General features: G+C 57.2%; 11 protein-coding genes. 3 read left to right on the top strand and 8 right to left on the bottom strand.

The window, feature by feature from the left end:
* Nucleotides 1–326: 326 nt before the first annotated feature.
* The 3 genes from G7Y43_RS06530 to gltX are packed head-to-tail and all read left to right on the top strand — an operon-like array spanning nt 327 to nt 4,219.
* Nucleotides 327–1,718 carry a carboxylate--amine ligase gene (locus G7Y43_RS06530; protein ID WP_165045268.1) on the top strand — a complete coding sequence of 464 codons (1,392 nt, stop codon included), beginning with the start codon at nt 327–329 and terminating at the stop codon, nt 1,716–1,718.
* On the top strand, nt 1,705–2,631 hold the full coding sequence (locus tag G7Y43_RS06525) for a DUF1461 domain-containing protein (protein ID WP_165045266.1): 927 nt from the start codon (nt 1,705–1,707) through the stop codon (nt 2,629–2,631). Before G7Y43_RS06530 ends, G7Y43_RS06525 begins: the two co-directional genes overlap by 14 nt.
* On the top strand, nt 2,621–4,219 hold the full coding sequence (gene gltX, locus G7Y43_RS06520) for a glutamate--tRNA ligase (RefSeq protein ID WP_165045264.1): 1,599 nt from the start codon (nt 2,621–2,623) through the stop codon (nt 4,217–4,219). Before G7Y43_RS06525 ends, gltX begins: the two co-directional genes overlap by 11 nt.
* Before the next feature lie 110 nt (nt 4,220–4,329).
* Here gltX and uvrA read toward each other — a convergent pair whose 3' ends face one another.
* The 8 genes from uvrA to rplS all read right to left on the bottom strand — a co-directional run bounded on the left by uvrA (nt 4,330) and on the right by rplS (nt 14,407).
* Nucleotides 4,330–7,218, bottom strand: coding sequence for an excinuclease ABC subunit UvrA (gene uvrA / locus G7Y43_RS06515; RefSeq protein ID WP_165045262.1), 2,889 nt, complete (start codon nt 7,216–7,218; stop codon nt 4,330–4,332).
* Between the two features lie 264 nt (nt 7,219–7,482).
* Complete coding sequence (locus tag G7Y43_RS06510) at nt 7,483–8,481, bottom strand: tyrosine recombinase (protein WP_165045260.1); 999 nt, start codon at nt 8,479–8,481, stop codon at nt 7,483–7,485.
* A 1-nt stretch (nt 8,482) separates the two neighbouring features.
* Complete coding sequence (gene trmFO / locus G7Y43_RS06505) at nt 8,483–9,898, bottom strand: methylenetetrahydrofolate--tRNA-(uracil(54)-C(5))-methyltransferase (FADH(2)-oxidizing) TrmFO (protein WP_165045258.1); 1,416 nt, start codon at nt 9,896–9,898, stop codon at nt 8,483–8,485.
* Between the two features lie 73 nt (nt 9,899–9,971).
* Nucleotides 9,972–10,883 carry a DNA-processing protein DprA gene (gene dprA / locus G7Y43_RS06500; protein ID WP_165045256.1) on the bottom strand — a complete coding sequence of 304 codons (912 nt, stop codon included), beginning with the start codon at nt 10,881–10,883 and terminating at the stop codon, nt 9,972–9,974.
* Nucleotides 10,880–12,376, bottom strand: coding sequence for a YifB family Mg chelatase-like AAA ATPase (locus G7Y43_RS06495; RefSeq protein WP_165045254.1), 1,497 nt, complete (start codon nt 12,374–12,376; stop codon nt 10,880–10,882). The genes dprA and G7Y43_RS06495 overlap by 4 nt, the downstream gene beginning before the upstream one ends.
* Nucleotides 12,376–12,798 carry a YraN family protein gene (locus G7Y43_RS06490; protein WP_165045252.1) on the bottom strand — a complete coding sequence of 141 codons (423 nt, stop codon included), beginning with the start codon at nt 12,796–12,798 and terminating at the stop codon, nt 12,376–12,378. The genes G7Y43_RS06495 and G7Y43_RS06490 overlap by 1 nt, the downstream gene beginning before the upstream one ends.
* A gap of 407 nt (nt 12,799–13,205) precedes the next feature.
* On the bottom strand, nt 13,206–13,991 hold the full coding sequence (locus G7Y43_RS06485; RefSeq protein WP_165045250.1) for a ribonuclease HII: 786 nt from the start codon (nt 13,989–13,991) through the stop codon (nt 13,206–13,208).
* Between the two features lie 68 nt (nt 13,992–14,059).
* Complete coding sequence (gene rplS, locus G7Y43_RS06480) at nt 14,060–14,407, bottom strand: 50S ribosomal protein L19 (RefSeq protein WP_165045248.1); 348 nt, start codon at nt 14,405–14,407, stop codon at nt 14,060–14,062.
* Nucleotides 14,408–14,446 lie beyond the last annotated feature (39 nt).

Below are 14,446 nucleotides of genomic sequence, written 5' to 3'. Positions count from 1 at the left end.
GCGCAGACCACACGGATCCACACGCACAGCCCGTAGATTGTATGTCTCCCGCACAGAGCACGCAAGAAGGAATTCGCCCGCGGCGTCATTTCCGCATTTTCGTTGCCGAGCCGTTATCTACTGTCACGTGCCGTCACGTGCCGAGCCGTTCCTCCCTGTTCCGCGCTGTTCCGAATCTCGCCGCCCTTTCCTTCATCTCGCATCTCACCACCAGGGAGGGCTTTGCCCACGAGCGTCCAAAGAGGTAGAATTCGTTGCCAACTGATTGCGCCATACGAACACACCGCATAAGCAGTAAGAAAACACCGAAGAAGAAAGGCGAAGCTGTGAGCCGAAATGCATCATACACGCAGGAGTACCTTGACGAGATAGCGCGCCTTGACGGCGATACTGCCGGGCGCCGCGCCGCACGCACCCACATGGAACACTCGACGGCTATCTACCATGGCCGCGTGGTGGATTCATGTTACGTACCGCGTCTCTACGACAAACAAACGTATCGCCGTCTGAAAGATATCGCGGAAACCACACACCGCATCTTGGAAAAGGTGATGCGTGAATACCTGAGCAACCCCGCCTACCGCAGCGTGTATGAGCTCGACCCGCGCTTGGTTGACCTCATCTTACTGCCACGCGGTTATGACGCGCTACTGCCTTTTTCACGCGTTGATGTGTTTTTAAACGAAGACACCATGGATGCGGCTTTCTGCGAGTTCAACGCCGATGGCTCAAGCGGCATGAACGAAAACCGCGAGATTACTGCCAGCATCGCCAACACCGAAGCGTTTCGGGCGTTTTCCGCAAAACATGTCGTGTCTACCTGCAACGAAGAACTGTTCGATGGTTGGGTAAGCGAATTCTTGCACATCTACGACACCTACGAACACCGTGTCAGCCACCCGCACGTGGCCATCGTCGACTTCTTGGAGAGCGCCATAACCGAGGAATTCAAGATCTTCGCGAAGCTGTTCGCCGAACGCGGCGTCGAATGCTCGGTGTACGACGTGCGCGACCTACGATTCGACGGCGAACATCTCATTGGTGTGAAAGCGTTCTACGGGCGCGATAACGCCATTATCGACGCTGCATGGCGACGCAGCGTTACCAACGACATTATGGAACACTGGGATACCTCGCAGCCCCTCATCGAGGCCGTGCGCGCACAAAAAGTGGCACTCATTGGCAGCTTCGCCGGGCATCTGGTGCACGACAAGCAGATTTTCCAGGTGTTGTTCAAGCCCGAAACGCAAGCTTTGCTCACGCCGGAAGAAAATGCCTTTGTACAGGAAACCGTCCCGTTCACTGCGTTTTTGGACGAATCAGAGGTTAACCTTGATGAAGTGAAGGCAACCCGCGAGCGCTGGATCATCAAGCCAACCGACGCCTACGGCAGCAAGGATGTGTACGCCGGGCGCGACTGCGACGATGACGAGTGGGCGCACATCATCGACGCACACGCAAACGGTGCCGCCGGGGCGCCTTTTATCGTACAACGCTACTGCACACCGCACCGCACGCTCACGCTGCCGCTCTACGGTGACGAAGCTGATATTACACGCGAAAACGCGCTTGCCTACAACAACCTGTTGGGGCTTTATGTGTACAACGGCCGCTTCACCGGTGTGTTCAGTCGCCTAGGACCCGAACCTGTCATCTGCAAGAAGACTCGCGGTGTAACCGCAGCCACCATTTGGGTTGACGACGATGAAGCAGAATAGCGCCCTGCGAGCACGAGCGACGACAGAAGCGACGGCAGAAGCGACAACGGACAGCTCAACGCCGCTACAGCACGCCTTGCGTGCGCTTGCGTGTGCGGCGTTGACGTGTGCGCTTGCCGTAGCTCTGGTTGCAGCGGGATTGGGTGCATGTTTGTTGCCGAGTACAACACGCCTCCTATCGGAGAACACAAGCGCGTTTGAACTGTCACCTTATGTGCCCGATTCACTGACAGAACTCGCTTGTGTCACGCGCGACTTCACTGTCAGTGATTTCGGACGCGACGCCGCAGGCAATACAGGAGCACAAACCGCACTTGCCACGCAGGTAGTTGATGTGGCCAAAGCATCTGCAGCCGACGGGTCACCCACACATGATCGCTGGAACGCAAACGCACGTACCGTACTAGCAACAGCAGATGATGACCCCGCGTCCGATGTGACCATGGAAAGACTCGCATCGGTAAGCGATGCCTACGCACTTGACACCAATGCCGTGTCGCATTTGAACGACTGCAACACGCTTATACGTGGCGTGATGCCATGGCTCTGGGCGTGCGCAATCGCATCCCTTGCCGCCTTAGCGGCGCTACATCTGGCAAACACCCGCCACCCGTGGTGTGCAAGCGTTGCCTGGAAGGCGTGCATTGCAGCGCCGGTTGTTATTGTCGCGTGCTTTGCCGCGCTCGGAGCATGGGCGGTGTTTGACTTCAACGGCCTGTTCGCCGCATTCCATGGCGTGTTCTTTCCGCAAGGAAACTGGACGTTTTCCTATGAAAGCCTGCTCATTTGCATGTACCCGATTGATTTTTGGGTGGGCATGGCCGCCATCTGGGCCGCAACCACAGTTACCGCCTGTATCATATGCCTGCTTGTTGGAAGAGTAATTCGGAAGAAGGATCATCATGCCCGATAATCGAGTACGCGTGCGCTTCGCACCGTCTCCCACTGGCCGCCTGCACATCGGCGGTGCCCGTACCGCAATCTACAATTGGGCGTTTGCCCGCGCCATGGGCGGCGATTTCATCCTACGTATCGAGGACACCGACCCCGAGCGGTCAACCCAAGAAAACGTTGACGTTATCATCAACGCCATGAAATGGATGGGGCTTTCCTGGGACGAGGGTCCCGAAGTGGGAGGTGAAGCGGGTCCCTACTTCCAGATGCAGCGCATGGACACCTACGCCCGCGCACTCGAAACGCTACGTGAGAGAGGTGCGGCCTACCCCTGCTTCTGCACGAAAGAGCAGCTTGACGAAAAACGTGCGCATGCCGAGATGCAAGAAGGCGGCTATGCGGGATACGATCGCACATGCCGTAACATTCCTACAGCTGACGCTCAGGCACGTATCGACGCGGGTGAACCGCATGTTTGGCGCCTGCGCGTACCCGACGATCATGGTCCGGTGGAATTCGATGATGCCGTGTATGGTCACATGAGTTTTCCTATCGACGTTATGGACGACATGATTCTCGTGCGCTCCGACGGCAGCCCTACCTACAACTTCGCCGTGGTATGTGATGACGCAAACATGGGCATCACGCACGTCATCCGTGGCGACGATCATCTGTCGAACACTCCACGCCAGATTCTCATTTACGAGGCGCTGGGGTTTGACGTTCCTACCTTCGCTCATTTGTCCATGATCCTCGGCCCTGATAAAAAGAAGCTTTCCAAACGCCACGGCGCCACGAGCGTTGAAGAGTACCGCGATCGGGGCTACCTGCCCGACGCTATCGTGAACTTCTTGGCGCTTTTGGGATGGTCGCTTGACGGAGAAACCACCATCATCGACCGTGAAACCTTATGCGGCCACTTCAGCCTTGACCGCATCACTAAGAAAGACGCTATCTTTGACGAAACGAAGCTCGATTGGATGAACGGCGTATACATTCGTGAGCTGTCTGCCGAGCGCTGGGTGGAGCTTTCCCGCCCCTGGCTCACAGAAACAGTTGCCCTTGGTCGCAGCGTGGCGACAGGTGCAAACGTGGTTCCCACACCGAACCCGAGTGACCCAAATGCGCCGCAACCAGAACCCGTACAGATACGTGAAGCGGTGCGCGAGGCAGCAGAAGCGTACGTTGCCGAACATGCCGAAGCACTCGAGCAGCTGTTCCCCCTGGTGGCCGAGCGTCTACAGCGGCTTTCTGAAACGCCGCAGAAACTGGCGTTTTTGTTCTGGGGACCAAACGTCTCACTTGACGAGAAGAGCGTACGTAAGGTGCTTACCAAAGACGGCGCCCGTGCTGACGAAGCGCTGCGAGCATGCCGCGACGTGCTTGCCGATACGTCACGCGCTTGGGAAGCGATAAGCTTGGAAGCGGCATGCCGTGCCCTTGCCGAGCCGCTTGACATGAAGCTTAAGAATCTGCTGCAACCATTGCGCGTGGCCGTGTGCGGCAACATGGTGTCGCCGCCGCTGTTTGAGAGCATCGAACTCATAGAACGTGACGACGTGCTTGCCCGCATTGACGCCACACTTGAAGCGGTATTCAAAGCATAAAGGAAAGAACGCACGGGAGCGCTTTCGCGCAAACGGATGCTTGATAATCGCGGACACTGGAGGGTTTCCCGGTGTCCGCTATTCATTTTAGCGAGCAGCGCTACCGAACGCTATCTGAGCATCTTCGCCACGAACGCACCCGTGTGGCTTTCCGCCACCTGCGCGATATCTTCGGGCGTCCCCTGCGCCACAATGGAGCCGCCGCGGTCGCCACCTTCCGGACCAAGGTCGATAATATGATCAGCACACTTAATAACGTCCAGGTTGTGTTCGATCACAAGCACCGTGTTACCCGCATCAACCAAGCGCTGCAGCACACTGAGCAGCTGGCGCACATCTTCGAAATGCAAACCAGTGGTGGGCTCGTCTAGAATGTAGAACGTCTTGCCCGTTTGCTTGCGTTGCAACTCGCTTGCAAGCTTCACCCGCTGCGCTTCGCCGCCCGACAGCGTAGTGGCAGGCTGCCCGAGTCGAATGTAACCTAACCCCACGTCGTGAAGTGTTTGCAGCTTACGTTTGATGCCAGGAATATTCTCGAAGAACGCACATGCGTCATCAACGGTCATATCAAGCACCTGAGCAATACTCTTGCCACGATACGTCACCTGCAGCGTTTCGCGGTTATACCGAGCGCCGCCGCACACCTCACATGGCACGTAAATATCAGGGAGAAAGTGCATTTCAATCTTAATCTGACCATCGCCTTTGCACGCCTCGCAGCGCCCGCCGTTCACGTTAAAGCTGAACCGCCCCGGCCCGTATCCGCGAGCTTTGCTCTCTTGCGTGCTCGCAAACAAGCGACGAATGTCGTCCCATAGCCCAATGTAGGTTGCTGGGTTTGAGCGAGGCGTGCGCCCGATGGGACTCTGATCGATGTTGATAACCTTGTCGATGTTCTCGACGCCGGTCAGCTTGCGATATGCTCCCGTCCGGCGACGCGCGCGGTTAACCCTGTTCGCGAGCGCTGGAGCCAACGTGTCGGTAACCAACGAGCTTTTACCCGACCCCGAAACGCCCGTCACAACGGTTAGCGTTCCGAAAGGTACACTGACCGTTACGTTCTTCAGATTATTCTCGGTTGCACCAACAAGCGTCAGGCTCCCCCGCTGCGGCTTGCGGCGATGTTTGGGAACCTCGATCTTCCTGCGGCCGCTCAGGTAGTCCGCCGTAAGCGACCCCTGCGTTGTCGCCACTTGTACAGGCGTACCGATGGCAACCACTTCGCCACCATGCTCACCCGCGCCCGGCCCCATGTCCACAACGAAGTCGGCACGACGGATGGTATCTTCGTCGTGTTCAACGACGATTACGGTGTTGCCCAGATCACGTAGGTGCTCGAGCGTGGCGATGAGCCGCTCATTGTCTCGCTGATGAAGACCAATCGACGGCTCATCGAGAATGTAGAGCACGCCCATAAGACCCGCGCCAATCTGTGTTGCCAAACGAATGCGCTGCGCCTCGCCGCCCGACAACGTTGCCGTGGCGCGATCGAGCGTGAGATAGTCGAGTCCAACGTCAACCAAAAAGCGCAAACGTGCAACAATCTCCTTCACGATAGGCCCTGCGATCTGGGAATCCTGCCCCGTAAACGACAGCCCCTCGAAAAACGCGAGCGAATCGAGTGCACTTAAGCCACACACCTCATCGATAGAACGCCCACCTACGGTGACTGCCAGAATCTCGGGCTTTAAACGCTTGCCTTTGCAGGTATTGCACGGCACCGTGGAAAAATACGCGCCTAGTTTCTCGCGTTGTGAATCGGATTGGGCCTCTTGAAAACGATGCGTCACCGCCGCAGCGGCACCTTCCCAGTCGATAAACCAGTAGGTTTCACGTCCATCAACCGTTAAGTAATCGACGCGCACCTTCTCTCCTGGAATACCCCACAAAAGCGCGTCATGCGCTGCCTTTGGCATGTCTTCCCACGGCATGTCGGCGTTAACCCCCACGTGCTCTGCCACCGCGCGCAGCACCTGCGGATAGTAGTTGCCAGAACGAAACGGTGCGATTGCCCCCTCAGCAAGGGAAAGCGACGGATCGGGAACCATGAGCGCCGGGTCGACTTCGTCCCTACTGCCGATACCCAAACAATCGGGGCATGCGCCATACGGCGCGTTGAATGAGAAGTCGCGCGGCTGCAATTCATCCATCGAATGGCCATGCTCAGGGCACGCAAGCGCGAGCGAGAAGATGTGTTCGCCGTCACCCAAGCCACCCGTTGCACCTGACGAACGCCCGCCGGCAACGCCTTGAGGTTTCCCGTCGGCACCCAGAACCTGCACGAGCACGCGACCTTCGGCAAGCGATGTGGCAAGCTCCACCGCCTCAGCAATGCGGCGCAGCGCGCTCTCTTTAAGCTGAACACGATCAACCACCACGTCAATGAAATGCTTGCGTTTCTTGTTCAGTACGGGCGGCTCATTATCGAGCTTTACGATTTCGCCGTCGATACGAACGCGACTGAAGCCCTCTTTCTGCACGTCAGCGAGCAGCTTGGTAAACTCGCCCTTGCGACCAGCAACTACAGGAGCCATGATAATAGCCCGCGTAGCCTCGCCCGGTGTAGCAAGCACCAAAATCTCGTCGGTTACCTGATCGGTTGTTTGCTTTTGGATAGGACGCCCGCATTCAGGGCAGTGCGGCGTTCCCACTCGGGCGAACAGCAAGCGTAGGTAGTCGTAGATCTCCGTGGTTGTTCCCACCGTTGACCGCGGGTTTCGGCTTGTTGTTTTCTGATCGATGGATACAGCGGGCGACAACCCGTCGATGCTATCGAGGTCGGGCTTGCTCATCTGTCCAAGAAACATACGAGCATAGCTGGAAAGGCTTTCGACGTAGCGGCGCTGTCCCTCGGCGTACATAGTGTCGAACGCCAGGCTCGACTTGCCGCTGCCGGAAAGCCCTGTTATAACCACCAGTGCATCACGCGGAATGGTGACGTCGATGTTCTTCAAATTGTGCTCGCGCGCACCTTTTATTACGATGGAATCCTGGCCCATAGCAGCGCCCTTCCTCCATTTCAAAACAATGATTCTTCTCGCCCGCCACAGACGAAGAGGGAGCACACATGGCATCACTTCTCGCACTCGAGCACTCTGCGCAAAGCAACCCTTCGCACCCGCGCAGCGTTGCCCCGCAAGCCTGTGGCAAAGCCTTCCCTATTGTACGTAGCAATTATAAAACATTTGTTCGCTTAACGGTTTGTTCAACAATTGCACACAACCCCCGCGCCACCCGCAAAGCCGATACCGAAACCAAATTCCCTATGCACGGGGGTGGGCTTGGGCGTGTGCTCGTTTTAGACGCTCAGGCGACAGGTGCGTGTAGATTTGCGTGGTCGACAGGCTCGCGTGACCCAGCATCTCCTGCACGCTACGCAAATCGGCACCGCCAGCCAGAAGATCAGTAGCAAACGTGTGACGCATGTCATGTGGCGAGAGCGACGGGTCGAGTCCTGCGGCGAGCACCGTTGCTTTAAACATCTTACGCATCGCATCAGTGCCCATCTGGTTGCCGCGCGTCGACACGAATACGTAATCACACTGCTTCCCATCGAGCAAGTGCGGACGGGCAACCATCACATAGGTGCGCAAGGATGAAATCGCCATATCGTGCAAAGGGATAATGCGCTCCTTTGACCCCTTACCGAGCACTTTCGCCTGCTTCTGGGCGAAATCAACGTTACTCATCAGTAACCCCGACGCCTCGGAAACGCGCGCACCACAAGCGTATAGAAACTCCAGGAGTGCCTGATCGCGTATATCGGCATCCGATTGTTCGCGCGGGTTTCCTTTCGCATCGCGCTTCGCGTGCACCGATAGCAAGCGAGCCATATCGGCAGGACGGATGACACCCGGCAGATGTGCACGCTTCTTCGGACCCTGCAGCACGTGTGCAGGATCTTCCTCAACATCTCCCCGTAGGTTCATCCACCGAAACCACCCTTTCAGCGACGAAAGGCGTCGGTTGACGGTCGATCGCTCGTAGCGGGCGCGGTCAAGTTCAGCAAGATAGGCCCGTAGCTGCTGATGGGTGCAGCAAAGAGGATCAATGCCTCGACGCTGCGACCACGCAAGGTAATCCTCCACGTCGATGCGATACGCGCGCAGTGTATGGGCCGACAGGTTGCGCTCAACCGCCAACGACCGACAGTAATCGTCCAGCAGCTGCTGTGCGCGATCCCCTTCGCCCGCGCATCCTGCACCGCAGTCGTCGTTTGCACTAACTGGCTCGCCACGTTCGGCGTCGCTACCACTTCCCATGCTAGACGTCTCCCTTACCCGACAGATCACCCAGCAACACGGACGGCAGCAGCCCGCACGCCACCAAGCTGTCCCGATAGGCGTCAAGTACACGCGCCCCCCGCTCGGCATATGCTGCGTAGCGCTCGCGCTTGTTGCGAGGTGCGTGGTCGAGCGGTGTCATGATGCCGAAATTCACGTGCATGGGTTGGTAGTCTGACGTTGCAGGATTGGTGGCGTAATCGAGCAGCGCGCCAAATGCGCAGGCCAAAGGAAGCTTCGGTGCAGGTATGCCCTGCACAAACGCTGATGCGGAAATCGCCGCGTGTAACCCCGAACGTATTGCCTCACAATAACCCTCGGTCCCGGCGAGCTGTCCGGCCACAAACACTGGAACGGGAAAAGCCGCGGCAGCGTCACCCTTCAAGCGCAACGTGCTATCAAGCAACTGGGGTGCATCGATGAAGGTGTTGCGGTGCATAACGCCATATCGGGCGAACTCCGCGTTCTCCAAGCCTGGTATCATGCGAAACACCCGGCGCTGTTCGGGGAACGTGAGGTTCGTCTGGAATCCCACCAAATTGTACGCCGATCCATGAACGTTCTCGGCACGCAGCTGCAACGCCGCCCACGGGCGACGGCCCGTACTCGGATCGGTGAGACCAACTGGTTTTAATGTTCCGAAACGAGGAGCATCGTGCCCCTTGCGAGCGATTTCCTCGATGGGTTGGCACGCCTGAAACAGATCACGCGTTTCGAAATCTTTCGCAACCACGCGCTCGGCAGCCACCAGCTCGTCGATGAAGCGATCGTATTGTTCCTTATTAAATGCAGCGTTTAAGTAATCGCCCGACTCCGCAGCGCCCTCGGGCGCGCCTTCGTAGCGGTTCTGTCTGAACAATTTCCCTTCATCGAGGGAATCGGCCATCACAATAGGCGCTGCCGCATCGTAGAAGGCCAAATGCTGCGACCCTGTAGCACGCGCGATCGACGCCGCCAACGCATCAGAGGTAAGCGGACCTGTTGCCACAATAACCGCTTGTGCGTCCGCACATTCCGCACGAAGATCGACAACTTCTCTGCGCTGAAAGTCGACGAGTTCATTCGATACGACAGCATGCGTGACTGCCGCAGCGAATCGATCGCGGTCGACAGCAAGCGCACCCCCGGCAGCAACGGCGTTCTCAAGCGCAATACCATACAGATAAGACCCCAGCATGCGCAGCTCGCGCTTCAACATACCGGCAGCACTGTCGGGCTTGATGCTCTTGAGCGAGTTTGAACACACGAGCTCGGCGCAGTGTGCGCTCCGATGAACGGCAGTTTGACGAACCGGACGCATCTCGATCAAGCGAACGCGATGACCGCGCGCCGCTAGCTGCAGCGCGGCTTCGCTACCAGCGAGCCCAGCTCCGATTATGACGATGTTCTTTTCCATGCGCCCAGCATACCAAACCCCGCCGTGCGCGCACTCGGCAATCGCCAGCAATATCGGCAACCGAATCAACCGATCACACAGTCGGCCCCCACCTGCCGTCGGGGTAGCGTGCGATCTGGCCCGAATCCAACCCTTCCGCCAAGCGCGGCATGAGCCAGTCTTTCGCCTGTTGTACCCCGCATCTCTCCCGCGCAAACTCGTACAATTCCTCGATGCCCATGGGAGCAGCTCGAAGCGCGTTAACCACCTCATTGTCTTGACAAGCCGATGACGCAATAACATTTGAAGAAGAATCTTCTCTCAAGCAACCAAACAGCAAAAACAGCGCATCGAGAAACGTCTCGTCGTCAATGATGGGCGTCGCTCCCTGACAGATGAGCCGGTTTGCCCCATGCGATGTCTCCGATGCTATGGAACCTGGGACCACCAACACCTCGCGACCGGCGGCAAGCGCCTCGTCGGCCGTAGAAAACGTGCCTGACGGCAACCCCGCCTCAACGATGAGTGTAGCCCGCGCCAAGCCGGCAATAAGTCTGTTGCGCATACGAAACATCCATGGCATGGGAGGTGCCTCCCATGGCTGTTCTGACACTACCGCACCGCCAGAATCGACAATGCGCTGGAAAAGCCCTTGATGCTCCGCCGGATACAGCCGGTCACACCCGCCACCGAGAAACACAATCGTCGTCCCACCCGCAGCAATCGCTGCTTCATGCGCCGCAGCATCACACCCACGCGCACCACCCGACACCACCACCACGCCACGCTCAGCTGCAAGGGAAGAAAACCTCTTCGCACATCGCACGCCATATGGGGTAGCCTTGCGCGCTCCCACCACCGCAATACCCTCACTGAGCGCTGCAGGGTTCCCCACCACATACAATGCCTTCGGAGCATCCCGCAGCCGTGAAAGCGCTGCAGGAAACAGCGCATCATCTGGTGCCATAACAACGCGCGGGCCCCGTAATACCAATCCATCACTCATGAAGTAGTCACTCCCTCCCATGCACGAAACCCAAATGCCTCGCATACATGATCCTTTGTCACGCGCGGTACTTGCGCCATGTCGGCGATGGTGCGAGCCAAACGCAACACGCATATCAGCGACCGGCCGCTGAGCTGCTGCGACTCCGACATCCGCTCGAGAAACCGTTCATCATCTCCGGAAAGAGCACATTGCTCAACCAGCTGACGCGGTTCCTCCCGACCAATAAGACCAGCTTTCGCTCGACGCCATGATGAGTACTCTCGAGCAGCAAGTACCCCTTCCCGAAGCGATGCCGAATCAGCTCCCCCTCCTGTTGCCAACACGCGTCTGGGAGGCAATCGCCGAATATCGAGTCGCATATCGATGCGATCGATGAGCGGCCCACCGATGCGAGCCTGATAACTTCGCACCTGACGCGCCGTACACATACATGGCCGCTCATCATCGCCAAAGTAGCCGCATGGACAAGGGTTCGATGCGGCAATAAACATGAAGCGGGCCGGAAACTCAACGCTGCCGTCGGCGCGCGTAAGAACGACATGCCCAGCCTCCATCGGCTGGCGCATTCCCTGCAATGCTGATGTCTTGAACTCGGCAAGCTCATCGAGCATAAGCACGCCGTTATGGGCAAGCGACACCTCACCAGGTCGGATGGGTGATCCGCCGCCGACCAACCCCGCCAACGTTGACGAGTGATGGGGCTTACGAAACGGACGTACGCCCGCAAGCGCAAACGACTCATCTTCTCCCGCAACCGAATATATGACGGCGGTCTCAAGCGCCTCTGTCTGCGACAACGGTGGCAGAATGGAGGGCAACCTCGATGCGAGCATGGTCTTTCCCGATCCGGGAGGTCCCATCATGAGCAGTCCATGTTCGCCTGCTGCGGCAATCTGTAAGGCACGCTTCGCCATATCGTGCCCTGCGATATCCTTGTAATCGAGTGGCGCAACGCACGGAGGCCGCACATCGTGAACTGATGTTTCGAATGACCCAGTTCGCATGGTTGCCAAGGATTCGACGAACAAACGCCGCAAGCCTTCAATCGCAATACCCCCTTCGGCCGAAGGGGCACAAACAAGCGGCAGCCGAGCATCCCGAGCGCACAAGGCATAGGCAAGCAGTCCGGGAACCGGCCTAACAAAGCCTTCCAGCGAAAGCTCACCTACAAACAGCCCTAACCGCGCCATAGCAGGATCGATCTGTCCCGTTGCTGCAAGAATACCCACCGCTATGGGCAAGTCAAACCCCGATCCGGTTTTCCGTAACGCACTGGGAGCCAAATTCACCACAATCTTCGATGCCGGCATCGCAAACCCGTTTGACCGCAACGCCGCCCGCACGCGCTCGCGCGATTCTTGAACCGACGCGTCTCCCATCCCAACAATCGCGAAACCGGGCATGCCGTTCGATATGGACACCTCAACTTCAACAGGCAGCGCGTTAACTCCGCGCAACGTTGCTCCCACCACGCTGCATTGCGACTCCATCAATCCACCCCAAAGGCGTTGATGTGATGACGCACGAATGCCTTGCTCTCATGTATAACAAGGATCGACACCACGTCGAAGCGTACCGGAACATCCACTTCAGGATAATCTCGCAGGAAGAAACCAGCTATCTTCTCGTAGCGCTTGCGCTTCGCTGTGGTCACCGCTTCTTCGGGTAATCCCTTTTCAACACTTGATCTGGTTTTCACCTCAACGAAAACCACTGCATCGCCATCACGCGCAATGATGTCGGCTTCGCCGGCCGCGCACTCCCAGTTCTGTGCGAGAATGTCGTAACCATGCCGCACAAGAAAGCGAACGGCAGCCTGTTCCCCTCTGCGACCGAGTTCTTTGTTCTGCTTCCCACGACGCGTCTGCGTCGCCTTCGATCCCGTTTGGTCCGATCCTGTCTGATCCTTCACCGCAAACTCCCTTCTTCGTTGCGAGGATGATCATACGGCGCAACAACATGCCGCCAGTAGCGGATTTTCCACAGAAAAGCATGACGGTTCTATCGCCGATCAATCGGTACTTCCAACCGTTTCTTGCCGAATCTGCGCGATTTTCAACGAATCTCAATCGTGCTTCTGCCGAAAATCTAACAGAAATCTAACACGAGGCTGTGAGCTGGGAAAATGCAGTGGTTACATTCATGGATGGTAGCGTAGATAACACTACAAAGCACTGTTAAAAACACCTTACGCACATCATACTCTCTCAAACGCCACGTAAGGAAATACTCATTGATTCCGCCAACCCTGCGCGGGACTGGCGGAAGTAATCAGTGTTTCCTTACGGCAAGAAGTGAATCGGGATAAGCTAGCGTGCTCTAAAAAAGCGATTCTTGTGTGAACGCGGTACAAAACGATGCCCGATGAATAGGAGTCAGGCCAAAGCGCCGGATAGCTTCGATGTGTGCTGGACTCGCATACCCTTTGCACTCATCGAAGTGGTATGCGGGATATTCCTGCGCATAGCGCTGCATGAGGCGGTCGCGCTCAACCTTTGCTACAACCGACGCTGCAGCTATGGACGCGCATTTCGCGTCGCCCTTAACGACATTAACCTCCCGCGCATCCATGTTGAGCGGATTGCCGTCAAGCAACACAAGATCGGGGTTGATTCCACAACGTTCGATTTCGCGAATGGCCCGCTGAAATACCTCAACAAGCGACGCCGTCATGCCGTGCGCATCAATGAACGCAGGGTCGACATATTGCACCGTCCATGCACGTGCCGTCGCCTTTATGTGTTCGGCAACACACTCACGCTGCTCGGACTTCAGCTGCTTCGAGTCGTTCAGACCCTCGATTATTTCAGGCCCAAGTGCCACAGCTCCGACAGCAAGTGGTCCGGCGAGCGGACCGCGACCAACTTCGTCAAGGCCCACGACAATGCGTGCGCCCCGGCTTTCTGCAAGCCCGGCCTCAAATGCGTACAGCGCCGCCACACGCCGCTGCTCAGCTTCCTCCATTTCAATGCGCACCCGTGCCCGCTCAAGTGCAGTACGCACCCCTTTTCGCGTATCGGCGGCAAGACTCCGCTCAAACACCTCAAGCTCAGATCGATCGGCACGCCTGAGGGCACAGGCTATGTCTTTCACAGTTTGCGACATATTGTATGCTCCTGAAAAAAATCCCGCTCATATGAGCGGGATTCGAGAAAACGTTGCTACCTGACGGCTTAGCGGAAAGCCTTCTCCTTGATTTTCGCAGCCTTACCAACCTTGTTGCGCAGGTAGTACAGCTTAGCGCGGCGCACGGCACCACGACGAACGATCTCGATCTTCTCAATCTTGGGAGAATGTACCGGGAAGGTACGCTCAACGCCGATGGAGAAGCTGATCTTGCGGACGGTAAACGTCTCGCGAACAGAACCGCCCTGACGACGGATGACATCACCCTGGAACACCTGGATACGCTCGCGGTTACCCTCGGTAATACGATAGTGAACCTTCACATTGTCACCCACGTGAAAATCAGGAATGTCCTGCTTCATTTGCTGTTGTTCGATAGCGCGAATGATATCCATGTTCCTTGTCCTTCTATATACCTAAAGCTTGCAGTGCAC

The sequence above is a fragment of the Adlercreutzia sp. ZJ138 genome, assembly GCF_011038935.1.
Classification (GTDB): domain Bacteria; phylum Actinomycetota; class Coriobacteriia; order Coriobacteriales; family Eggerthellaceae; genus ZJ141.
Note: the sequence above shows the minus strand (reverse complement) of the source record. Positions and strands in the feature narration are given on the sequence as shown.